20 protein-coding genes and 1 pseudogene are annotated in these 21,105 nt (G+C 72.0%); 7 read left to right on the top strand and 14 right to left on the bottom strand.

Annotated features, from left to right (window positions below):
• The first annotated feature begins 149 nt into the window (after positions 1-149).
• Positions 150-1,373, top strand: a complete 1,224-nt coding sequence (gene metK, locus QOL99_RS01910; RefSeq protein ID WP_285520926.1) for a methionine adenosyltransferase — start codon at positions 150-152, stop codon at positions 1,371-1,373.
• A gap of 54 nt (positions 1,374-1,427) precedes the next feature.
• Here the strand turns inward: metK and coaD are convergent, their stop codons facing one another.
• The 3 genes from coaD to QOL99_RS01895 all read right to left on the bottom strand — a co-directional run bounded on the left by coaD (position 1,428) and on the right by QOL99_RS01895 (position 3,042).
• Complete coding sequence (gene coaD, locus QOL99_RS01905; RefSeq protein ID WP_285520925.1) at positions 1,428-1,949, bottom strand: pantetheine-phosphate adenylyltransferase; 522 nt, start codon at positions 1,947-1,949, stop codon at positions 1,428-1,430.
• Positions 1,946-2,503 carry an RsmD family RNA methyltransferase gene (locus QOL99_RS01900; protein ID WP_285520924.1) on the bottom strand — a complete coding sequence of 186 codons (558 nt, stop codon included), beginning with the start codon at positions 2,501-2,503 and terminating at the stop codon, positions 1,946-1,948. The genes coaD and QOL99_RS01900 overlap by 4 nt, the downstream gene beginning before the upstream one ends.
• Before the next feature lie 83 nt (positions 2,504-2,586).
• Positions 2,587-3,042, bottom strand: coding sequence for a superoxide dismutase (locus tag QOL99_RS01895; protein ID WP_285520923.1), 456 nt, complete (start codon positions 3,040-3,042; stop codon positions 2,587-2,589).
• A gap of 208 nt (positions 3,043-3,250) precedes the next feature.
• Between QOL99_RS01895 and QOL99_RS01890 the strand changes: the two genes are divergently transcribed.
• Together QOL99_RS01890 and mobA are read left to right on the top strand one after the other, a co-directional pair.
• Positions 3,251-4,672: an aldehyde dehydrogenase family protein gene (locus tag QOL99_RS01890; RefSeq protein ID WP_285520922.1), complete on the top strand. Its 1,422-nt coding sequence runs from the start codon at positions 3,251-3,253 to the stop codon at positions 4,670-4,672.
• A complete protein-coding gene (mobA, locus tag QOL99_RS01885) occupies positions 4,669-5,280 on the top strand; it encodes a molybdenum cofactor guanylyltransferase (protein WP_285520921.1) in 612 nt (203 codons plus the stop codon). The genes QOL99_RS01890 and mobA overlap by 4 nt, the downstream gene beginning before the upstream one ends.
• Before the next feature lie 70 nt (positions 5,281-5,350).
• On the opposite strand, the gene QOL99_RS01880 is transcribed toward mobA, so the two are convergent.
• The 3 genes from QOL99_RS01880 to QOL99_RS01870 form a co-directional block, all read right to left on the bottom strand.
• Positions 5,351-5,848, bottom strand: coding sequence for a DUF4385 domain-containing protein (locus QOL99_RS01880; protein ID WP_285520920.1), 498 nt, complete (start codon positions 5,846-5,848; stop codon positions 5,351-5,353).
• 87 nt (positions 5,849-5,935) lie between these two features.
• The gene (locus QOL99_RS01875; RefSeq protein WP_285520919.1) at positions 5,936-6,559 is read right to left on the bottom strand and encodes a Dps family protein; all 624 of its coding nucleotides are present in this window, start codon (positions 6,557-6,559) and stop codon (positions 5,936-5,938) included.
• A 47-nt stretch (positions 6,560-6,606) separates the two neighbouring features.
• Positions 6,607-7,506 carry an MBL fold metallo-hydrolase gene (locus QOL99_RS01870; RefSeq protein ID WP_285520918.1) on the bottom strand — a complete coding sequence of 300 codons (900 nt, stop codon included), beginning with the start codon at positions 7,504-7,506 and terminating at the stop codon, positions 6,607-6,609.
• A 58-nt stretch (positions 7,507-7,564) separates the two neighbouring features.
• Here QOL99_RS01870 and QOL99_RS01865 point away from each other — a divergent pair, with 58 nt between their 5' ends.
• Positions 7,565-8,782, top strand: a complete 1,218-nt coding sequence (locus QOL99_RS01865) for an MFS transporter (RefSeq protein WP_285520917.1) — start codon at positions 7,565-7,567, stop codon at positions 8,780-8,782.
• Positions 8,783-8,863: 81 nt separating this feature from the next.
• A complete protein-coding gene (locus QOL99_RS01860; protein ID WP_285520916.1) occupies positions 8,864-9,256 on the top strand; it encodes a hypothetical protein in 393 nt (130 codons plus the stop codon).
• A gap of 28 nt (positions 9,257-9,284) precedes the next feature.
• Here the strand turns inward: QOL99_RS01860 and QOL99_RS01855 are convergent, their stop codons facing one another.
• The 3 genes from QOL99_RS01855 to QOL99_RS01845 all read right to left on the bottom strand — a co-directional run bounded on the left by QOL99_RS01855 (position 9,285) and on the right by QOL99_RS01845 (position 12,376).
• Positions 9,285-10,601, bottom strand: a complete 1,317-nt coding sequence (locus QOL99_RS01855) for a S41 family peptidase (RefSeq protein ID WP_407650133.1) — start codon at positions 10,599-10,601, stop codon at positions 9,285-9,287.
• 92 nt (positions 10,602-10,693) lie between these two features.
• Positions 10,694-11,782, bottom strand: a complete 1,089-nt coding sequence (locus QOL99_RS01850) for a M20/M25/M40 family metallo-hydrolase (protein WP_285520915.1) — start codon at positions 11,780-11,782, stop codon at positions 10,694-10,696.
• A 168-nt stretch (positions 11,783-11,950) separates the two neighbouring features.
• On the bottom strand, positions 11,951-12,376 hold the full coding sequence (locus tag QOL99_RS01845; protein WP_285520914.1) for an EF-hand domain-containing protein: 426 nt from the start codon (positions 12,374-12,376) through the stop codon (positions 11,951-11,953).
• Positions 12,377-12,568: 192 nt separating this feature from the next.
• Here QOL99_RS01845 and QOL99_RS01840 point away from each other — a divergent pair, with 192 nt between their 5' ends.
• Entirely contained in the window at positions 12,569-13,984 is a 1,416-nt protein-coding gene (locus QOL99_RS01840) for a DR2241 family protein (RefSeq protein ID WP_285520913.1), read from the top strand.
• A gap of 211 nt (positions 13,985-14,195) precedes the next feature.
• Entirely contained in the window at positions 14,196-14,981 is a 786-nt protein-coding gene (locus tag QOL99_RS01835) for a VC0807 family protein (protein WP_285520912.1), read from the top strand.
• 100 nt (positions 14,982-15,081) lie between these two features.
• Here the strand turns inward: QOL99_RS01835 and QOL99_RS01830 are convergent, their stop codons facing one another.
• The 5 genes and pseudogenes from QOL99_RS01830 to priA all read right to left on the bottom strand — a co-directional run bounded on the left by QOL99_RS01830 (position 15,082) and on the right by priA (position 21,103).
• Positions 15,082-15,816 (bottom strand): metallophosphoesterase family protein, encoded by a 735-nt coding sequence (locus QOL99_RS01830; protein WP_285520911.1) that lies wholly within the window; start codon positions 15,814-15,816, stop codon positions 15,082-15,084.
• Positions 15,817-15,931: 115 nt separating this feature from the next.
• Positions 15,932-16,576, bottom strand: a complete 645-nt coding sequence (locus QOL99_RS01825) for a CsgG/HfaB family protein (RefSeq protein WP_285520910.1) — start codon at positions 16,574-16,576, stop codon at positions 15,932-15,934.
• A 41-nt stretch (positions 16,577-16,617) separates the two neighbouring features.
• Positions 16,618-17,313, bottom strand: a complete 696-nt coding sequence (locus QOL99_RS01820; protein ID WP_285520909.1) for a hypothetical protein — start codon at positions 17,311-17,313, stop codon at positions 16,618-16,620.
• Positions 17,314-17,402: 89 nt separating this feature from the next.
• On the bottom strand, positions 17,403-18,521 hold the full coding sequence (locus QOL99_RS01815) for a flagellar assembly protein T N-terminal domain-containing protein (RefSeq protein ID WP_407650132.1): 1,119 nt from the start codon (positions 18,519-18,521) through the stop codon (positions 17,403-17,405).
• A gap of 121 nt (positions 18,522-18,642) precedes the next feature.
• Positions 18,643-21,103 (bottom strand): annotated as a pseudogene (priA, locus tag QOL99_RS01810) (replication restart helicase PriA).
• Positions 21,104-21,105: the final 2 nt, after the last annotated feature.

The raw sequence follows: 21,105 nt of genomic DNA, 5'->3' as shown, positions 1-21,105 counted from the left end.
CGGATGCCCTTTTCCGTCCCGGCACTGCTGGAGTAGGCTGCCCCGGTGCCGCCTCCTCCCGCGCCGGAGGGCGGCCACCGTGCGGGGACCGCAGCGACATCCCTCTCCAGGCGGTTCTGTGAGACGCCCCCCCGCACGAAGGAGTATGCATGCGGAAGTACTACACGTCGGAATCGGTCTCGGAAGGTCACCCGGACAAGCTCGCGGACTTTATCTCAGACTCCATCCTGGACGAGTTTCTGCGCCAGGAGCCGGGCAGCCGGGTCGCGGTGGAGACACTGCTGACCACCGGCATGGCGGTCGTGGCGGGCGAGGTCACCGCGCAGAGTGCGCGGGTGGACGTGCAGAAAACGGTGCGCGACGCCGTGATGAAGGTGGGCTACACCCGCGCCAACTACGGCTTCGACGCCGAGTACAGCGCCGTGCTGGTGGCCCTGCACGAGCAGTCGCCCGAGATCGCCGGGGGGGTCAACGAGTCTGAGGAGTGGCGGGCGATGACGGAGGAGGAACGCGCCCGCCCGGAGAACGAATACTCGCGCATCGGCGCGGGCGACCAGGGCCTGATGTTCGGCTACGCGACCGACGAGACGCCCGAGCTGATGCCGCTGCCCATCTCGCTGGCGCACGGGCTGACGCGCAGGCTGGCCGAGTTGCGCAAGAACGGGACCCTGCCCTACCTGCGCCCCGACGCCAAGGCGCAGGTCACGGTGGTCCGCGACGGCGAGCCGCATGAGGCGCGGGAAACCTTCGTGGATACGGTGGTGATCAGCACCCAGCACAGCGAGGACGTGACCCAGGAGCAGATCCGGGCGGACCTGCTGGAGCAGGTGGTGCGGGCCGTCATCCCGGCGGAGTTGCTGACCCCCGACACCAAGTACTTCATCAACCCCAGCGGCCGCTTCGTGATCGGCGGGCCGCACGGCGACACCGGCCTGACCGGGCGCAAGATTATCGTGGACACCTACGGGGGCGCGGTGCCGCACGGGGGCGGGGCCTTCTCGGGCAAGGACCCCACCAAGGTGGACCGCTCGGCGGCGTACTACGCCCGCTTTATCGCCAAGAACCTCGTCGCGGCGGGGCTGGCCCGGCGGGCACTGGTGGAGGTCGCCTACGCGATCGGGCGGGCGGGTCCGGTCTCGCTGCGGGTGGACACGTACGGCACGGGTACCCTGGGCGACGAGCGGCTGGCCGAACTCGTCCGCGAGCACTTCGACGCCCGTCCGCAGGCGATCATCGCCGAGCTGGACCTGCTGCGGCCCATCTACGCGCGGGCGGCCGCCTATGGTCACTTCGGGCGCCCCGAGTTCCCCTGGGAGCAGACCGGGAAGGTGGAGGCGCTGCGGGCGGCGGCGCAGGGTGTGACGACCGCCTGAGCCAAAATGCGCCCGCCTCTCCCCCACGCACCCGTCAGGGCCGTGGGGGTTGTGCTATTCCACCTCCGCCGCTTGCCCGGCTTCCCGCGCCGCGTACACGTCCGCGAACTTGCGCCTCAGGGCCGAGGCCGAGGCGCGGGGCACCATCTCGGAGATGTCGCCGCCGTAGCTGGCGATCTCGCGGACCATCGTGGAGCTGACGAAGCTCCAGCGGGTGGCCGCCATGATGAACACCGTCTCGACCTCCCCGATCTGGCGGTTGAGGTGCGCGATCTGGAGTTCGTACTCGTAGTCGGAAACCGCCCGCAGCCCGCGCAGGATCAGCCCCTGCTGCTGCTGGGCCATATAGTCCACCAGCAGGCCGCCGAAGGTGTCCACGCTGACGTTGCCGAAGTGCGCGGTCGCCTCGTGCAGGATCGCCAGCCGTTCGTCGAGCGTGAACAGGTGCTTGCCCTGCTTGCGGGCGTTGTGCATCACGGTGACGGTCACGTGATCAAAGATGCGCGAGGCCCGCGTCAGCACGTCCATGTGGCCGCTGGTGATGGGGTCGAAGGAGCCGGGAAAGACCGCGTTCATGTGGTCCCGATCTTATCCGGCTCCCGGCTCTCCCCGTCCCGCAGGTAGAGGGTCAGGACGTTGCTCCCGTAGACCCGTTCCTCGCGCTCCCAGCCGGGCGCGTCCCCCAGGCGCACCTGCACCGGGTGCTGGCACACCAGCAGGCCGCCCGAGGCCACCACGCCCGAGGCGAGCAGGCGGCGGGTCAGCGCCGGGATGTCCTGCGCGTAGGGCGGGTCGCTGAACACCACGTCGAACTCGCCCACTCGCCCCAGCAGCGCCGAGGCGTCGCCCCGCACCACCCGCACGGGCAGGCCCAGCAGCCGCGCGTTGCCCTCGATCGCCCGCACCGCCGCCGCGTCCCGCTCGATCAGGGTGGCCGCGTAGCCCCGGCTGGCGGCCTCCAGCCCCACCGCGCCGCTGCCGCCGTGCAGGTCGAGGAAGGTGCCAGCCGGGGCGCGGGTGGCGAGCAGGTCAAAGAGGCTCTTGCGGACCCGCGCCCCGCTGGGCCGGGCACTCGCGGGCACCTTCAGGGCGCGGCCCTTGGCGCTGCCAGCCAGAATGCGGACACTCATCGCCCGGCAGGGTAACGCAGGAACGCACCCTGCCCCCTGGACGCGGCAGACCGGGGGGCAGGGTGCGCGGGGAAAGGGGGGCTTTACATCCCCGTCATACGCACGGCGGTGCAGGCCACGCCCGCGTCGGCCGGGGTGCCCGCAGCGTCGGCGGCCGTGTGGACGTTGTAATAGGTCGCGTTCATCACGTCGGCGCGGGGCACGCTCCTCGAGAGCGTCAGCATGCCGCTCGCGTCGCTCCGGCCGACCATCGCGGTGCTCAGGATGGGAGCGCCGTTGCTGGCGCAGGGGGCCGTGCTCGCCGTGCCCTGCAGGTGGTAGTGCGCGACGTAGTTCTGGTTGGGCGCGAGGCCCATCACCCGCGCCTCGGTCATCACTGTGGTGCCCGAGACCGTGGCCCGGACGGTCCCGCTGGGATTGACCCCGGCGGCATCGGCGGCAGGCTGCTTGCCCAGCGCGTAGGGACTGCCCGGCAGCATCATGGTGCAGGAGGCGAGGGCGAACGGCAGGGACAGGGCCAGCAGGAAGCGCGTCTTCATGGGAAACCTCCGAACGACAGGGCGAATTGGGGCGGGCAGGCCCCACTGTGGGGCCGCTTGCACGGGCCAGAGTGTCGCCCACACTGCACTCTGAGGCGGCGGTGAAGGGCGGGGCAACCCGGCATCACCCGCCCCGCCGGATGCTTTACCCTGGACCCGGTCCAGGTTCGTCGTCTCGCTCTGCTTCTCGCACTCCGGGAGGGGTCCCATGCCGCAGCCCACGTCCGCCGACCTTCAGGCCCTGTTCGACGCGCAGCGCAGGCACCGCTGGCGGGCCGGGCAGGCCAGCGCCGCCGAGCGGCAGGCCCTGCTGCGGCGGCTGGGAGCGGCCATCCAGCGCCACCGGACTGCCCTGGCCGACGCGCTCGCGCTGGACCTGGGCAAGAGCCGCGCCGAGTCGGAGATCACCGAACTGCACGCCACGATGGAGGAGCTGAACCACGCCGTGCGCCACCTCCCGCGCTGGATGGCCCCCCGCCGGGTCCGCACGCCGGGCACCCTGCTGGGCACCCGCAGCGAGGTGGACTTTCAGCCGCGCGGCGTCACCCTGGTCCTGAGCGCGTGGAACTACCCGGTCAACCTCGCGCTGGTCCCCTTGATCGCCAGCCTCGCGGCGGGCAACACGGTGATCCTCAAGCCCAGCGAGAAGGCCCCCGCCACCGCCCGCGCCCTGCGGAGGCTGCTGGAGGAGGTCTTCGAGCCCCGGCTGGTCGCGGTCGTGGAGGGGGATGCCGGGGTCGCGGGGGCGCTGACCGAGCTGCCCTTCGATCACATCTTCTTTACCGGAAGCGGGGCCATCGGGAAAAAGGTGCTCGCCGCCGCCGCGCCCAACCTGACGGGCGTGACGCTGGAACTGGGCGGCAAGAGCCCCGCCATCGTCCACGAGAGCGCCGACCTGGACCTCACCGCCGAGCGGCTGGCCTGGGGCAAATACCTGAACGCCGGGCAGACCTGCGTGGCCCCCGACTACGTGCTGGTGCCGGAGGTGCTGCAAACCAGCCTGCTGGCCCGGCTGCGCGAGGTCATCCCCCACCGCTTCGGGGAGGCCGAGCGGCTGCGAATGGGCACCGACTACGGGCGGATGGTGGACGGCCGCAGCGTGGAGCGGCTCTCGCGCCTGACACGGGACAGCGTGGCGATGGGGGCGCGGGTGGAGCTGGGCGGCGAGTTCGATCCCGCCTCGCGCTTCATCTCGCCCACGGTGGTCACGGGGGTGACTCCGGACATGCCCCTGATGGCGGAGGAACTGTTCGGCCCGGTCCTGCCGGTCCTGACCTACCGCGACTTCGGTGAGGCGCTCGCGCTGGTGCGGCGGCTGGACCCCCCACTTGCCCTGTACACCTTCGCGGGGGACGGGGCGGCGGTGGAGCGGGTTCGCCGCGAGACGACGAGCGGCGGCCTGGTCGTTAACGGCACGGTGGTCCACCTCAGCAACCCGCACCTGCCCTTCGGGGGGGTCGGGCCCAGCGGGATGGGGCGGTATCACGGCGAGTACGGCTTCCGGACCTTCAGCCACGAGCGGGCCGTGCTGCACGAGGGCCGGGGCAGCGGCGTGCGCTTCCTGTACCCGCCCTACGGCCGCCCGCTGCCCCGTTTCGTGGCCTGGGCGATGCGGCGGCTGGAGGGATGACCCCAGGAACGACCCGGAGGCTGGACCTCGTCGGGGCGCTCACCGCCGGGGGCCGCTCCAGCCGGTTTGGGACGGACAAGGCGCTCGCCCGGCTGGAGGGGCGAACCCTGCTGGAGCACGTCGCCGCGAGTCTGGAGGACCGCCCGCTGCGCCTGCTGGTCGCGCCACCCGGACGGTACGCCCTCCCCGGCTGGCGCCCGGTTCCCGATACCCGCCCCGGCGATGGACCGCTGGCGGCGCTGGAGGCCGCCCTCCTCGCGGCTGAGCGGCACATGGGTCCGGGCTGGGTCGCCTTCGCGGGGGTGGACCTGCCCCGCCTGACCCCAGCCTACTGGGCGCTGCTGGCCGGGGCGCGGACGCCGGAGGCCCGGTCGGTCCTCACCCTGGACGCGGCGGGGCGAGCGCAACCGCTGGGGGCGCTGTATCACACGGACCTCTTGCTCCACGTCACCGCCCTGCTGGACGGGGGCGAACGCCGCTTGCGCCTCGCCGCGCGGGACGCGGTAACCCTTCCCCATGAGGCTGCCACGCGGGTCAGCCCGCAGGCCCTCCACAACGTGAACACGCCCGCCGACCTCGCGGCGCTGGAGGCCGGGACAGAGCAATAAAGACAGGGCAATAAAAAAGCCGCCTCTTCGGGCGGTGATGGAACCAATCTAGCGCGGTATGCGGTATTCGTCAACCGTACCGCTCCCGGTGCTCGCGCTTCAGGCGGGCATACTCCTCGTTCGCCTCGGCCTCGTCCCACTTCGCCTTGAAGATGCGGGCGGACTCGGCCTTGACGGGGTCCTCGGGCTGGCGGGGCAACTCGGCGCGGCCGTGGGCCCCGGACTGGCCCTTCCTGTCCTCGGGGACGGGGCCGTCGTACTTCTTGCCGCCCCGGTGGTTGGCGTAGCGGCGCGAGCGGGTAAAGCCCATCTGCAGGAACTTGCGGGCCATGTCCGCCCCCACGAAGTCCCCGGCCCGCAGGTACTCCAGGAACATCGCGTGGATGGTCTCGCTGCTCTGGCGGGCGGCCTCAGGAGTGGCGAAGCGCCAGTGCGGAAGCAGTTCGGACTTGTACGGCTGCACCAGCAGCACGCCCTGCTCGCCGATTCCGACCCGGTACAGCTCGGGGTGGGCCCGCAGATCGAGTTCAGCGTAGTTCAGCGAGTAGTCGAACTTGGGGCGGGGCATGGGGGCTCCTCTCTCGGTCTGGAGAAAACCACCGGGGCGGCCCGGTGGTCTCCTGCGGCTTCCGGCGGCTCAGCCGTCACTCAGCCGTCAGTTCATCCGGTCGTCGTCCATCATCGCCTGAAGCATCCAGCGGATCTTGTCGGTGGTGGCGGCGTACCCGTTGTACAGGTCGGCGGTGGCGGGGTCGTTGGCCTCGTCCACCGTCTGCGAGTCGTCGCGGTAGCCCCGGGCCACGCGGGTCAGGTCGCCCACGAGGTCGGCCACCTGGGTGCGGGCGTCGCGCACCGTCTCCTGCGGCACCCGCACGATGCTGAAGCGGGCGATGTCCTCGGGCGCGGCGATGGGGCTGCCCCCCAGCGCGACGAGCCGCTCGGCCTGCTCGTCGATGCCGGGAAAGATCTCCTCGATGAACTCGTCGTAGGCGAGGTGCAGGTCACGGAAGAAACGGCCCCGGATGTCCCAGTGGTACTTCTTGAACTTGAGGTACAGGCTGATGGTGGTGGCGAGGTTGCGCTGCAGGGTCTCGCTGACAGTGCCGAACTCCTCCTCGGAGAGGTAGCCGTGGTCCACGAGCTGGTTGTGCGGCGTGTTCAGGTGGGCGGCGTCGGCCTTGGCCTCGCCCTGCGGCATGGCCCCGGCGTCGGTGCCCTTGCTGCGGCTTGCGCCCTTGCTGCCCGCGGCGGCCTTGGTTCCGGCACTCTTTCTGGTCATGCGGCCACGCTACGCTCCCGGCCGGGAGGCACCCATACGGGCTTTCTTCACGCTTGCCGCGCTCGCAGCACGCCGCCCGCCAGGTCCAGCGCGGCGGTTCCCAGGCCCAGCAGTTCGGTGAGGTGGGCGCTGACGACGGCCCGGTTGAGGACCCACGCGCCGGGGGTTGTCACTGTTACGCCCAGCCCAGCGCCCACCCGCGCCAGCAGCTCGTCCACCGTGGCCGGACCCTGCGCCAGCGCCGCCGCTACCGCGTCCGTCGTGCGGGCATAGGCGGCGAGGTTGGCCGACACCAGCCCGGCGAGGTCGGGGATGGGGTCGCCGTGGCCGGGCAGGACCACGCGCACGCCCTCCAGTTCACCCAGCGCCGCCGCCGACGCCTTCTGCCCCGCCGAGTCCGCGCAGAAGGTCAATGGATGTTTGCCCAGCGCCTCCGGCCCGAACAGGGCGTCGGCGGCGTACAGTACCGCCCCCACCCGCACCGCGTACATCCCGGCGGCGTGGCCGGGGACGGGGAGCAACTCCACCTCCACCCCGCCAGGGAACTGCACGCCGGGGCCGATCTCCTGCGCGGGGCTCGCGGGAGCCAGCAGGAACTTGGTTCGCAGCTCGGCGGGCGGCGCGGCCCCCCACAGGGACAGAGGCTCCAGCACCGGGTGGCGGATGATCGCGGCCTCCAGCGGCGGGGCGTACACCGGCAATTCCGGAAAGCGGCTCAGGACGAAGGCGTTGCCCCCGTGGTGGTCGGCGTGGCTGTGGGTGTTCAGGATCGCGGCCGGGGTCAGCCCGGCCCCCTCCAGCGCCCGCAGCAGCCTCCGGGTGTGGGCGCCGTCCAGACCGGTGTCCACCAGCAGGGCGCGGCCCCCCTCCCCCTCCACGACCACGCTGTTCACCGCGCCGGGCAGGGAGAGGACGCCAGGGCCGAGGGGCTGAAGCTGGGGGGGCATGGGGACAGGGTAGGGCGCAGCGGGGCGCCCCCATCCGCCCGGGCGTACACTCGCCCGCGTGACCGTGCCCGCCCCCGCCCTCCCCTTCCGGCCCTCGGGGGCGCAGCTCGGGTTGATCGCCGCCAATTTCCTGATGTGGGGCGGCTTTTTCGCGGTGATTCCGCTCGTCACGGTGCATTTCGTGGAGGAGCTGGGGTGGGCGGCGGCGAGCGTGGGACTGGTGCTGGGGCTGCGGCAACTGACCCAGCAGGGGCTGACGGTGTTCGGGGGGGCGTGGGCGGACCGGATCGGCCCCAAGCCGCTGATCCTGGCGGGGTGCCTGATTCGCACGCTGGGCTTTGCGTGGATGGGCTTCGCGGAGACGCTGCCGGTGCTGCTGGCGGCCTCGGTGCTGGCGGGGCTGGGAGGCGGGCTGTTCGACGCGCCCAAGAACGCGGCGATCACCGCCGTCACCCGGCCCGAGCACCGCACCCGGATGTTCAGCCTGACCAGCATCTCGGGCAACCTGGGCATGGTGACCGGGCCGCTGATCGGCGCGGCACTGCTGGGGCTGGGCTTCCGCACGGCGGCGTTCGCGGCGGGGAGCGTGTACCTGGTCGCCGCCGCCGTGCTCGCCGTCACCCTGCCCCACGTCAAGCCCGAGGGGGCTGTGGCCGGGGGACTCGCGGGCCTGAGGACCGCTGCGCGGGACCGCCGCTTCCGCCGCTTCACGCTGGTGCTGGTGGGGTATTTCCTGCTCAGCACACAGCTCAACGTGGCGGTCACGCTCAAGGCGGTCTCGCTCGCGGGGCCGGGGGCGACCGGACCGCTGTACGGCCTCTCGGCGGGGCTGGCGGTGGTGCTGCAATACCCGCTGCTCAGGTTCGTGGAGCGGCGCGTCCGGACGCGGGTGGCGCTCGTCGCGGCGGTGCTCGCGGTGGCGACCAGCCTGGGCCTGATGGGCTTCGCGGTGACCTTTGGGCAACTGCTGGCCTGCGTCGCCCTCTACAGCCTGGGAACGATGGTGGTCTACCCCACCCAGCAGACCCTGACCGCGCGGCTGGCCCCCGCCGGGCTGACGGGCAGCTACTTCGGCTTCTCGGCGATCAGTCTGGGACTGGGGGGCGCGGTGGGCAACGTGGTGGGCGGGGGGCTGATCGACTTCAGCGCCCGGATCGGGCTGCCGCTGCTGCCCTGGCTCTCGCTGATGGGCGTGGGGGTCCTGACCGCCCTGGGCCTGCGCTGGGCGCTGCGCGAGGTGCCCACCCGCGAGCAGACCGAGCAGGCCGCAGGCTAAGCGCGGGGGGGGCGCGCCCTCTTCACGGCAAGGGGGCCAGCGTCCGGGCGGGGATCAGGGCGGCTGGACTACACTGGGGCCATGCTCTGGATCCACGTGGGGATGCTGCTGCTCGTCGCCCTGCTGGTGGGCTGGCTGCCGGTCCTGGGGCCGCTGCTGCTGGGGTTCCTGGCGGGGCGGGCGGTGCGGGGACCCGGCGCGGTGCTGGTGCTGCTGCCTGCCCTCGCACTCCAGACCCTGGGGCTGCTGGGGGTGCGCTGGCTGGAAAACGCGGTGGAGGCGCGGGGACTGGAAGGCGGGGTATGGACCGCTCTGGCGTGGCTGGGCAGCCCGCTGAACGTGGCGCTGGGCCGACCGCTGGGCAACCTGATCGGAGACAGCGACACGCTGGGCTTCCTGCTGCTGTTCACCCTCCCGGCGCTGCTCGGCCTGCTCCTGGGCTGGGCCACGGGAAAGCCTTCCCGGCGGCTGTGAAGCGTCCGGGAGGGCCACGGAAGACAAGTCAGCGGGCGGTCTGGGGGTCGAGCGTCAGCGGCGGGGCCGTCACCAGGGCCTGCACCCCGGCGGCGAGCAGGGTGTCCTGGCCGCGCGTGAGCAGGCGCACGTCCTCCTCGCTCTGCTCGCGGGGCTGGTCAGGCTTCACGCGGTCAGGGTAGGCGTCCCCACCGGGCTTGGCGTAGTTCAGGATGGTGAGTTGCAGGGCGGCGTCCTCGCCCACCGGAAAGACGCGGGTGGCGGTGTTGCCCACGCCCGCCGTCGTCTCGCCGATCACCGGGCCGCGTCCGGCGTGCTGGATCTCGAAGGCGAAGAACTCGCTGCACGAGGCGCTGCCCCGGTCCACCAGCACCGCGAGCGGCCCGGTCCACAGTTGCGGGGTGCGGACCCCGCCCACGTTCCGGCCGTTTTCCAGGCGGAGACCCCGGCTGACCACCGTGCGGCTCTCGCCCTGCGCCCCCCGCGCCACCCGCGCAAAGGACGGCACGAAGGCGCTCACGGCGCTGTCGCACTCCGCGAGGCTGCCGCCCGGATTGCCGCGCAGGTCCACGATCAGGCCCGTCGCCCCGCCCTCGCGGGCATCGCGCACGAGGTCGTGCACCCGCTGCGCGATGCCGCCGCCCGACAGGAAGGTGGGAATCCGCAGCACCGCCACGTTGTTCGCCGCCCCCGCGAAGCTCAGTCGGGGCAGGTCGCGGGTGCTGCTCTCGCGCGACTGAAGGGTCAGCGTGAGGGGCTGCCCGGCCCGCTCCACCTCCAGCCGGATCGCGCGGCCGTCGCGCCGGGCCTGCTGAAGCGCCGCGTAGGTGTAGGGCCTGCCGTCGAGCGTCCGCAGCAGGTCGCCGCGCCTCAGGCCCGCTTCCTCGGCCGCGCTCTGGGGCACGACCTCCAGCACCACCCGGTTCTCGCCGTCGAGCCGGGTGAGCTTGACGCCGAACTGCAAGCGGTTGCCGCCGGTCGCGCTCGCCAGGAAGTCCTGAAAGTCCTCCGGCGTCTGGAAGAAACTGTGCTCGTCGCCCAGCGCCGTGAGCTGCGCCTCGATCACCGGGTAGGCCTTGGCGACCGGGCAGTTCAGGGGCGTCGGCGCACACACCGCGTCGAGCCGGGCCTGGTACTCGCGGCCCAGCGCCGCGCGGTCCACGGTGGACAGGCCGCCGTACTCCTCCAGAATCAGGCGGTTGACCCGGTCGAAGGCGTCCTGCGCGGGCGAGACCGGCGCGGCCTGCGCGAGCGCGGGAGCGGCAAACGAGGCCGCCACCATCAGGGTGAGGGCACGGAGGGCCGTGAGGCCGGAAGCCGGGGCGCGGCGCAGGTTGGCGTTCATGGGTCCCCCCATTCTGCCCCGAGCAGATGGGAAGTTGGTGGGGCGGGAATGCCGTGCAGGTCACAAAAAAAGCGGCCCGGGGCGGGACCGCCTCAGGCCACCGGGCGCCGCTGGTACAGCGAGACCACCCGCGACAGGAAGCGCAGCCCCGGCCCCAGGCTGCTGGCCTGCACCCACTCGTCCTCGCGGTGGGCGTTGCCGCCCCGGTAAACGCCGAGGGCGATGGCGGGCAGGCCGTGGGGGGCAGCGGCATTGGCGTCGGTGCTGCTCGACGCCAGCCGCAACTCGGTGCGGCCCTCGCGGGCGGCCTCACGGGCGAGGTCAAGCAGCGGCCCGGACCCCAGCTCGCCGCCGGGGCGGTCGCCCACCCGTTCCAGCCGCAGGTTTACCCCCACCGCACGGGCCGCCGCGTGCAGCACCCCCTGCGCCCGGCGGTCGAGGTCGGCCAGCAGCTCCGGGTCCAGCGAGCGCAGGTCGAGCAGCACTTCGGCGCTTCCAGCGATGGAATTCACGCTGGTGCCCCCCGAGGCCAGTCCCACATTCAGGGTGGTGCGCGGCGACACCGGGCGGTGCAGGGCGTAGAGGTCGTGAACCGCCATGCCCAGCGCGTGCAGCGCACTCGGCGCTTGATCTCCCCAGGAGTGGCCCCCCGGCCCCACGAAGGTCGCGCGGTAGCGCCGCACCCCCACCGCACGGGTGACCGCGACCCCCAGGTAGCCGTCCACGGCGACAAAGGCCCCCAGCCGCTCGCGGTGCGCCCCGAGCAGGTGCTTGGCCCCCCGCAGGTCGCCCAAACCCTCCTCCGCGACGTTGGCGGCGACCCACAGCGGGCGTCGCAGCCCCTCCCCGGCCCCCCCGCGCAGGTCGCGCAGCAGCGCGGTCAGCACCGCGAGACTCGCGCTGTTGTCGCCCACGCCGGGGCCGATCAGCTTGCCGCCTTCCTCGCGGACCGTCACGTCGGTGGCGCGGGAAAAGACGGTGTCGAGGTGCGCGGCGAGCAGCAGCGCGGGCCTGCCCTCGGTGCCCGGCGGGGTCAGGCGGGTCAGGACGTTGCCCACCTCGTCGCGCTCGGTGCGGTAGCCCAGCTCCTGCCACAGCGCCGCTATCAGCGCCCCCCGCTCCCCCTCGTCGAAGGTGGGCGCGGGCGTCTGCGCGATGCGCGTGAGGTACGAGAGGGGCATGTCGCGGGCGATTGTAGCGGGCGCGGGCGGTGTGCTGGCCTCCCGGCGGCCTTCATGAACTGCCCCGCACCCAGGAGGCGTCCGCACTCAGGAACCGTCCGCACTCAGGAGCCCAACGTCAAAACGCCCCCGGCACTGGGGCCAGAGGCGCGGGGGAACATGACTCCCTCAGCGGCGCAGCATCTTGGAGCCGATCATCGCCGCGAGGCCGACGAGGCCCGCCTTGACCATGGGGTTGCCCAGGGCGCCGCCCTGCCCGAAGGCGGCTTCCAGCGGGCTGCGGCCGTCCTGCGCGGGGGCCTGCGCGGTGCGGGTGTAGGCGTCCGCGAGGTCGCCCGGGTCGTCGTAGCGCACGTTCTGCACCGGGCTGTAGGGGCTCTGGACCATCGCGTCGCCCATCTGCTGACGATCCTGCGGGCTCATCTGCGAGAAGTACTCGCGCATGATCTGGTCGCGCTCCTGCGGGGAGGCGTCCCGCATGTAGTCCTGGATGTACGCCGCCGCTTCCTGCGGGCTGACCACGCCGTCCATGTTGGTGTCGCGGGGGTCAAGGCGGGCCATCTGCTCGTGGCGGTCACGTTGCTGGAAGAACATGGGATTACCTCCTGGGAATGGGGGGGGAAAAGGATCTGGGCTGCCTCCCCACCCTAAGCAGCCGGAGCCGGGCGTGCGTGAGGGGGGCTGCTGGAAAGATTCATGCCGGGGTCACGTTGCGGGCCGGGGCGAGGCCAGACCTGAGCCGTGGGGACAATCGCGCGGCGGGAGCGCTGCTAGAGTGCCCGCCGTATGCGTTCGCTCGTCCTGATCGGCCATGGTTCGCACCTCAACGGCGAGTCCGCCGGAGCCGTCTACCGTTACGCGGAATTGCTGCGGGAACGCGGCCTGTACGACGAGGTGGTGGAGGGGTACTGGAAGGAAGAACCCTCGCTGCGGCAGGTGCTGAGAACGGTTCGCAGCACCGACGTGACCGTGATTCCCATGTTCATCTCGGAGGGTTACTTTACCGAGACGGTGATTCCGCGCGAGCTGGGGCTGGGCCACCAGGGCCCGGTGCCGCCGGAGGGCGTGGGCCGCGTCCTGGGCGGCAAGACCGTGCGCTACACGCTGCCCTATGGGGTTCACCCGGCCATGTCGGACGTGATCCTGGCCCGCGCCCGCGAGGCGCTGCCCGACCTGAACCCCGAGGACACCGCCCTGATCGTGCTGGGGCACGGCACCACCCGCAACCAGAACTCCAACCGGGTGGTCTACGAGAATGCGGGGCGCCTGCGTGAGTCCGGCCACTTCGCGGAGGTCCACGCCCTCTTTCTGGACGAGGACCCCAGGGTGGGCACCTGGCCGGAAGCTGTGAAGGCCTCCCGCGTGGTGGTCGTGCCCTTTTTCGCCTCGGAGGGGTGGCACACGCTGGAGACGATTCCCGAGGACATGGGCCTGACCGGGCAGGTGACCGAGTTCGCCGACACGCCGAACGCCCCGCAGACTGTCTACTACGCCGCGCCCGTGGGCACCCACCCCGACGTGGCGGAGGTCGTGCTGCAGCTCGCGCAGGAGGCGCGGGGAGCGTCAGGCGCGGGCGGCGACGAGGACCGGACGCACGCTCAGGCGTGGGAAGCCTTTCTCGCGCTGGCCCGCCGGGGCACCCGTATCGGGGAGGCGCTGATCACCCCGCAGGCGGGCATGTTCGAGCTGAGGCACGCGCTGGACGAGGGCCGTCATGCCGCCGACCTCCAGACGCTGGTGACGGTCGAGGGCCTGCGCGACCACACCCGCCGCGACGAGGGCGGGCACCACCGCCCGGTCCACACCCTGCGCAATCTGCCGCGCGGCTGGCGGGCCATCCTGACGGAAGCCGAGTTGCCCCGCGCGGTGCACAACCTCTACCCCGCCGTGGTCGAGGAGAGCTACGCCCACCACACCCACAACCTGCGGGCGACCCCGTGGCCCACCACCGCCCGCCGCCAGACCGGCATCTACACCAAGGTCATCCGCGCCACCCCCGAGCAGGTGGAAGAGGTGGCGAGGGACGTGTGCAGCAGGTGCCTCAAGACCCGGCTGTGGGCGGGCGAGCGCCTGGGCAGCACAGTCTTCAGCGGCGTTCCCGGCGCGATTCCCTGCGCGGAAGCCTGCACCCTGCTGGTCGCGGAGGTGCGTGAGGAGGTCAGCGGCAAGCGGGGGCAGACGGGGCACGGGCACGACCACTAGCGCATTTGCCATAAGAATGCGGTGCCGTTCCGCATTCGTTGGCCGAGCGAAGCGAGGGAATGGGACAGGAGTATGGGGCAGCCTGGGGTGCTGTGCCCCGGGGGCCGTCATTCTGCCCCATGCTCTGAAGGGGCCCGAGTCTCAGCCTGCGCTCCTGCCTCCCACGTGCGGCAGGCCACACGCCACATGTGCGGGTGAGACAATAGCGACCATGACCGCGCCCTCCCCCGCCGCCCGTCCGCGCACCGGGGTTCCCAAGACTGTCTGGGACCTCGTCTTCACGCTCGTCATTCCCATCCTGATCCTGAGTCCGAACATCCTGACCACTGGCATCAGCGTGGCAGAACTGCTGGGCGGGGGCACAGCGGGGAACATCAAGGCCTACGTGATCGCGGCGCTGATTCCGGTCGTGTATGTCCTCGTCGACCTGTTCGTGAACCGCAATGTCAGCCCGGTGGCGCTGATCGGCGGGGCGGGGGCGATCTTCTCGGGGGCGCTGGCGTTCTGGTACGTGGACGGCTTCTGGTACGCGATCAAAGACAGTGCGCGGTCGTACCTCGTCGGCCTCTTTTTCCTGATCAGCGCGGGCACGCGGGTGCCCCTCTTCCGGGTGTTTCTGGACGCCGCGAGCCTGGGCGAGAAGCCGGAGGAACGGGCCGCGAGCCAGCAGGCGATGCGCGACCCCCTGGTGCACCGGGGACTGGTCGGGGCGACGGTGGCCTTTGCGGTGGTGGACCTGATCGGCGGGGTGGTCAACAGCGTGGTCAACTATGCCCGCGTGACCGCCGGGTTCGGCTCGGACGCCTTCAACGCGCAGGTCGCCGAGGTCAACGCGATCATGCGGGTGCCGGGACTGGTCATCAGCCTCGCGGGGGTGGCCCTGGCGCTGTGGCTGGTGCAGAGCGCCGTGAAGCGCCGCTACGGGGCGGGCGCGAGCCTGCTGGAGCCGACCAAGCTGCGCGAAGCGATGCGGGAACGGGGGGAGCTGGGAGCGTAAAGCGCGGAACGCAGACCAGAGAGAACCGCACACACCCCGCCGCGTGCGGGGTCTGCTCTTTCCACGGTCCACCTGCCAGGGTGCCCCTTGCTTCCTCGCCCTACTCCCCCGTTCGCGCCCGCCGTTTCTGGTACGCCCCGGTCAGCAGCTCCGCGATGTACTCGCGGGTAAAGGGCATACCACTGGCCTCGGCCGCCGCGATTTCCGCGTCGCGGTTGTAGGTCAGGCGCACGAAGGTGGCGCTGTGGGCAGGACCGTTGGGGTCGAACTCCAGAATCAGGTAACTGGGCAGCGTGCTGTCGAGCGGATTGCCCACCGAGCCCGTGTTGATCAGCGGGCGGCCCTCCACGTCCAGCATCAGCGTCTCGTGGACATCGGCGTAGACCAGCGCGTCGGCGTGCTGGCGCAGGGCGAACTGCGGGTTGGGCAGGTAGGCGTCGAGCTGCTCGGCGAGGCTGGAGTGCGGATACAGGCGGTGGAACAGGCCCTTGCTGGAGGCGTGGACAAAGCGCCACCACGCCCCCCCGAACTGTTCCTCGATGCCGTAGGGCAGCCCGGCGAGGTAGGCGAGCTGCTCCGGCGTCAGGCGGGAGCGCGGCCAGAGGTCCTGGGGCCGGTTGGTGGCCCCGGCGACGCGGGCGTCCCAGTTGCCCTGGATGACGCGGGTGGCGTGGGCCTGCGTCCATTCCACGACCTCGCGGGGGCGCGGCCCCTTGCCCACGAGGTCGCCCAGCACCCAGAGTTCGTTCAGGCCACGTCGCTGCACGTCGGCGTGCACGGCCAGCGTCGCCTCCAGGTTGGCGTGCAGGTCCGAGAGCACGGCGAGGCGGATCATGCGGGGCAGTCTAGCCCGGCGGGGCAGATGGGCCGGAAAAAGGTCAAGAAAAGGGTCAGGCCGGGGACATGGGACCGCAGCGTCCCCAACTCCCCAGCCTGACCAGGCCCCTCGCTCAGTTGCGGTAGTAGCCTGCGGGCACCTTGAGCAGCAGCTGCTGCACGGCGTCGTTCAGCATCGCGCTGATGGCCGCCTCGATCTGCGGGCTGGATTTGCCACCAAGGTTCATGGGCAGGATGCCACTCAGGTTGAAGCTGCTGCCCTGCGCCTCGCCCTTGACCTGGGTACCGCCGATGATGCGCCGGGTCTTTACGTCCACAATTCGCAGGTCCATGGCGACGGTGCTCTTCTTCTGCCCCAGGGACAGGCCCATGAAGCTGATCCCGCCCGAGGACGCTTCGGGCTCGTACTGGGTAATCGAGCCGAAAATCAGGAGATCGGTGCCCTCGAAGGCCGCGCCGCCGCTCAGGAACGCTTCCTCGGTGAGCTGCCCGGTGTTCTCGCGCTCGTAGACGGCGAACTTGCCGGTGTTCAGCAGCGCGGTCGTCAGGGCGTCGGAGATGCCGTCGCCCAGATCAGACGAGCACCTGGCCGCCTTGCAGCGGAAGGTTCCCACGGCGATGTTGACCTGACCCTGCGGCAGGGCGGGGGCGGCAGTGACCGGCGCGGGCGTGGCCGGAGCCGCCGGGGTGGCCGTGGTCTGAGCGGCGGCGGGCGCGGCGAGGGCGAGGGTCAGGGCGAGCAGGCGCAGGTGGGTCATGAGAGGCTCCTTGAAGTTGAGAGGGCGAGGGACAGAAACGGTCAGAAGTCGCCGCTGGTGCCGGGCGGGGGCAGGAGGAAGCCCGAACCGACCGGGGCCGGACCACCCGGCAGGGCACCGCGTGGGGCAGGCGAGGCGGCGGCAGCGGAGCGCTGATCGAGCGGCAGTTCGTAACGGGCCACCACACATAGCCCCTGGGTCCCCAGGCTGACGAGACGGTGCCCGGTCACCCGGCCGCCGCGCAGCACGGCCTGGGCGCCCGTACGGATGCTCTCGCGCACCGTTTCCACGGCGAGATTGGAGAGCTTCAGGTCGCCGCCGTCCACGACGCTGGCGGTGGTGTCCTGGGTGTCCAGGCCCCGCGCGACCGCCGTCCGCAGGCCCCCGAAGAACTCGGCGGCGGCGCCATTGGCCCGCAGCTCCGCCTTTTGCATGGCGGGAGCGAGCGCGGTCACTCCCCGCGCCTGATACACCTGCGCGGGCACGATGCCGAAACCGTAGACGCGCAGGGTGTCGTTGCGACCGTCACGGTTGGTGTCCACGGGCGAGGCGCCGGACAGGGTGCATTGCCGCATCAGCGCGAGGGCGTCCACCGGACTGAGCTGGTCGCCCCGCACGGTGTAGGCAGCTTGCACGCCCTCGGTGTTCACGAACTGCTGGGGGGTGACGGGCGTGTCGGCGGCCTGCGCCTGCGCGAGCCCGGCGCACAGGGCGGCGGTGATCAGCACCTTCTGCATGGGTTCTCCTTGGGGTGAGGGTTTATGCGATTTCCTGCTCGCTGTGCCCGGATTGAACAGTTTTTAGAATTGTTCAATCGGAATCCGTATTAGCGGTACGAGACGGTGATCTCGCCCGCGCTGAGGCCGGTGACAGACAGGCCGAGGTCCTCGAGCAGGCCAGCGAGGTCCTCAGGGGAGCCGCTGTACTCGACTTCCACCTGGGCACCCGCCGCGTCGAAGTGGCGGTTCAGGGCCGCACTCACCCCGGCCGTGGCCCGCAGCGAGGCCAGGGTGTCGTTGAGGGCACGGAAACTGGGCACGCCGACCAGCCGCACGCTGAAAGTGCGCCCGGCGGCCTTGCCGCTGCCGCTGAGCCACCCGAGCAGGGCACCGGGCAGAGCGGGCACCGCCGTCTTGGCGACGTTCTGCAGTGCGGCCTTGCCGGCCACCGCGTCGGTGGGCGCCGTCCCCGTCCCCGTGAAAGCGTCGCTGAAGATGATCTGCCCGGTGGCAAGGTCCACGATCTTGAGTTCGAGTCGGGACGTGTAGGCCCGCTGCGAGAGCACGGTGCCGTATTCCTCCGCGAAGGCTTCCCCGGTGATCAGCAGGTCGGCCTTGAACCGGGTGGCGAGGTCGCCGAGCGCCTGACTGCTCAGGCTGCCGCCGCGCAGCACGTCTCGCAGGGCGTTCAGCTCGGTCTGCTTGAGGTCCACCACCCGGTACCCGGCGGCGATGAGGGCCCGCTGCACCTCGGTCTCGGCGGCGGGGTCAGGGACGACCCGGCGCAGGATCTCCTCGGGAATTGCCACGATGATGCGCGGGTCGCCCTTCTGCGCCAGAAAGACCTTGAGTTCTTGTTCGAGGCTGGGGCGGGCCACGACCACCCGGACGGTCACAGTGTAGAGGCTGCCCTGTTGACCCTCGGCCAGCACCTGCGTCACGCGACCAAAGCCATCCGAGCGCTTCATCAGACGCTGCTGGAACTGCTCGAACTCGTCGGTGCTGCGCAGGGTGCTCGACGTGCTGATGTAGGCACCCAGCACCTGCTCGATGGCCGTCCGCACCGCGTCATTGATGGCCGCTTGCCGTGCCGCCGCCACATTCCCGGTGAAGGGCGCCTGCCCCTGCACCTGCACCGACTGCTCAGTCTGGGTCGCTGCCAGCGCCACCGAACCGAACGACAGAGGCGGCAGCGCGGGGAGGACCAGCGCCAGCGCCAAAAGCACCGGACGCCAGGAACCTCGCTGTGGGCTTCTTAATCTCACATCAGCAGTGTCTCAGGTTGTTCTCAGCTGGGCAGCGCAAATGAGGACCCCCCCAATGGGGGGAGCGGCAGAACCCCCTGGGCTACAGCCCCCCCCGGGGATTGACGTCCACCCGCACCCGCGCCCGCCAGGGCCGGTCCAGCGTGGCGAGCAGTTCGGAGAGGCGGGCATCGTTCCGCGCCCGCAGCAAGAGGTGGTAGGGGTAGACGCCGCGCAGCCGGGCGACCGGGCTGGGGGCCGGGCCGAGCACCTCACCCTCGGCGGCTCCGGCCCCGTGCAGGGCGTCGAAGACCTCGGCGGCGACCTCTTTCGAGCGGCGGGCTTCCCGGGCGGCCACCTCCACCTGGGCGAGGCGGGCGTGGGGCGGGTAACCCAGGGCCTTACGGGCGCGTTCCTCGGCGGCGGGGTAGGCCAGCGCGTCCTTGCCGTCCACCATCACCCGCAGGGCGGGGTGCTCGGCCTGAAAGGTCTGCACCACCAGCAGCGGCGGACGCCCCGCGTGCCACTCGCCCAGCTGCCGCAGCAGGCGGTGGTAGCGCTCGGAGGCGCGGAAGTCCGAGACATTCAGCCAGGTGTCGGCCAGCGTGACCCCGATCAGGGCGAGGTTCGGCGGGGCCTCGCCCGAGAGCAGCAGCTGGGTGCCCACCACCACGCCGCTCCCCCCCGAGTGCAGGGGCGAGAGGTCGTCCTGACGGTCGCGGTCGCAGCGGTAGACCGGGAGGCCGGGCACCAGCCGGGCGACCTCGGCGGCGATCCACTCGGTGCCGGGACCACGGGCCTTCCACATCTGTTCGCCGCACTCGTCGCAGCGGTCGGGGACGCTCTCGTGGTAGCCGCACTGGTGGCAGGTGAGCTGCCGGGTGCCCTGGTGAAAGCGCAGCGGCACGTCGCAGTTGCGGCAGCCCGGCGTGTGGTCACAACTGGGGCAGCGCAGCAGGGCCGAGTAGCCCCGCCGGGGGGCCAGGAGCGCTGCCTGCCGTCCGCGCTCCTGCACCTGCCGCAGCAGCCGCACGAGGTCGTGGCTCAGGGGATACCCCAGGTCGCCGGGCGTGAGGTGAACCGAGGACAGCGGCCCCAGTTCGGGTTGCTCGGGCGGGTGGGCGTAATCCACCACATGCAGCCGCAGCCGGGGCGGGGGCAGCACCGCGCCGGGCAGGGGCACGCTCTCGGCGGCGGGGGCCGCCCCCACCAGCGCCAGGGCCGCGTCGTGGGCGGCCGCCACCCGCGCGGCCACGTCGGGGACGAAGGCCCGCGAGCCCGACTGGAGCTTGTAGGCGTCGCTGCCCTCCTCCAGCACCACGATCAGGGCGGGGTCTTCCAGCGGGGTCACCAGGGCGAGGTAGCTCCCGATCACCAGCCGGGCCGCGCCCGTGCGGATCAGGTGCCAGGTGTGCTCGCGTCCCTCGGGGTTCAGCGCCCCGCTCACCTGCACCGCCCGCGTCCCCGCCGCCTGGGCCAGCCCCGAGAGGCCCTCCCAGGCGCGGCGCAGGGTGGCGTGGTCGGGCGCGAGGACGAGGACGCCGCGTCCCTGCCCCAGCAACCGGGCGATGCGGGGAGCCAGCGTGCGGAAGCGCGAGGCCGGGCGCCCGCCGTGCAGCCGCCAGGCGGGAGCTTCGGGGAGGCGGTCGGGGTCGGCGTGCCCGGGGGCCGGGACCGGAGGGGTCAGGCTGGGGGGCGGCGCGACCTCCTGCACCGTGTCCGCCCAGCCGCGCAGGGCCAGGGTGCCCGCCGCCGTGGGAGTCAGCCCCACCCCGTCCGCCGAGGCGAGGGAGGCCCAGGCGCTCAGCGAGTCCACCGGACCATGCTCACGTAGCCAGGTCCAGGCGGGGGGCGGGGGAGCTTCCTCCCGGACATACGCCGCCCCGCCCGCGTTCAGCACCCCGTTCACCACGCCGCTGCCCACGCCCGCTCCCCGCGCCCACGCCGCGAGGGTGGGCTGGGGACCCTGCCCGGCCAGCCACGCCCAGGCCTCCCGGCCCTTCGGGGTCAGGGTNGTCCACCGGACCATGCTCACGTAGCCAGGTCCAGGCGGGGGGCGGGGGAGCTTCCTCCCGGACATACGCCGCCCCGCCCGCGTTCAGCACCCCGTTCACCACGCCGCTGCCCACGCCCGCTCCCCGCGCCCACGCCGCGAGGGTGGGCTGGGGACCCTGCCCGGCCAGCCACGCCCAGGCCTCCCGGCCCTTCGGGGTCAGGGTGGGGGGCGGCCCGGCGGAGGCCCGCAGCACGGTCACCGTGCGGGCGGCGGCAGGCACCTCCTCCAGCGGACGCGCCCGCACCACCCCGCGCAACCGGGGCCGAGGCCGGAAGGCCTCTTCCAGCAGCCCCTGCTCGCGGATGGCGTCCAGCAGCGGGGGCGAGGAGTCGGCGGCGTCGGCCCAGGCGGCGCCCGGCACGTGCGACCCGAAGGCCCCCAGGTCCGCGTCGGGCACCGCCCGCACCCGGTGCTCCAGCCGGACCTCCCACCCCACGCCCAGCAGGTCGCTCCAGACCAGCCCGGCGGGCAGCCGCGCCTCCCGCGCCCAGGCGGTCACCGCCTCCACGG

Origin of the sequence: Deinococcus rhizophilus (genome assembly GCF_030271215.1) — a bacterium.
Taxonomy (GTDB): domain Bacteria; phylum Deinococcota; class Deinococci; order Deinococcales; family Deinococcaceae; genus Deinococcus; species Deinococcus rhizophilus.
Note: the sequence above shows the minus strand (reverse complement) of the source record. Positions and strands in the feature narration are given on the sequence as shown.

Coding starts and splice junctions, on each gene's coding strand:
- metK (WP_285520926.1), top strand. CDS start 150: ATGCGGAAGTACTACACGTCGGAATCGGTCTCGGAAGGTCACCCGGAC.
- coaD (WP_285520925.1), bottom strand. CDS start 1,949: ATGAACGCGGTCTTTCCCGGCTCCTTCGACCCCATCACCAGCGGCCAC.
- QOL99_RS01900 (WP_285520924.1), bottom strand. CDS start 2,503: ATGAGTGTCCGCATTCTGGCTGGCAGCGCCAAGGGCCGCGCCCTGAAG.
- QOL99_RS01895 (WP_285520923.1), bottom strand. CDS start 3,042: ATGAAGACGCGCTTCCTGCTGGCCCTGTCCCTGCCGTTCGCCCTCGCC.
- QOL99_RS01890 (WP_285520922.1), top strand. CDS start 3,251: ATGCCGCAGCCCACGTCCGCCGACCTTCAGGCCCTGTTCGACGCGCAG.
- mobA (WP_285520921.1), top strand. CDS start 4,669: ATGACCCCAGGAACGACCCGGAGGCTGGACCTCGTCGGGGCGCTCACC.
- QOL99_RS01880 (WP_285520920.1), bottom strand. CDS start 5,848: ATGCCCCGCCCCAAGTTCGACTACTCGCTGAACTACGCTGAACTCGAT.
- QOL99_RS01875 (WP_285520919.1), bottom strand. CDS start 6,559: ATGACCAGAAAGAGTGCCGGAACCAAGGCCGCCGCGGGCAGCAAGGGC.
- QOL99_RS01870 (WP_285520918.1), bottom strand. CDS start 7,506: ATGCCCCCCCAGCTTCAGCCCCTCGGCCCTGGCGTCCTCTCCCTGCCC.
- QOL99_RS01860 (WP_285520916.1), top strand. CDS start 8,864: ATGCTCTGGATCCACGTGGGGATGCTGCTGCTCGTCGCCCTGCTGGTG.
- QOL99_RS01855 (WP_407650133.1), bottom strand. CDS start 10,601: ATGAACGCCAACCTGCGCCGCGCCCCGGCTTCCGGCCTCACGGCCCTC.
- QOL99_RS01850 (WP_285520915.1), bottom strand. CDS start 11,782: ATGCCCCTCTCGTACCTCACGCGCATCGCGCAGACGCCCGCGCCCACC.
- QOL99_RS01845 (WP_285520914.1), bottom strand. CDS start 12,376: ATGTTCTTCCAGCAACGTGACCGCCACGAGCAGATGGCCCGCCTTGAC.
- QOL99_RS01840 (WP_285520913.1), top strand. CDS start 12,569: ATGCGTTCGCTCGTCCTGATCGGCCATGGTTCGCACCTCAACGGCGAG.
- QOL99_RS01835 (WP_285520912.1), top strand. CDS start 14,196: ATGACCGCGCCCTCCCCCGCCGCCCGTCCGCGCACCGGGGTTCCCAAG.
- QOL99_RS01830 (WP_285520911.1), bottom strand. CDS start 15,816: ATGATCCGCCTCGCCGTGCTCTCGGACCTGCACGCCAACCTGGAGGCG.
- QOL99_RS01825 (WP_285520910.1), bottom strand. CDS start 16,576: ATGACCCACCTGCGCCTGCTCGCCCTGACCCTCGCCCTCGCCGCGCCC.
- QOL99_RS01820 (WP_285520909.1), bottom strand. CDS start 17,313: ATGCAGAAGGTGCTGATCACCGCCGCCCTGTGCGCCGGGCTCGCGCAG.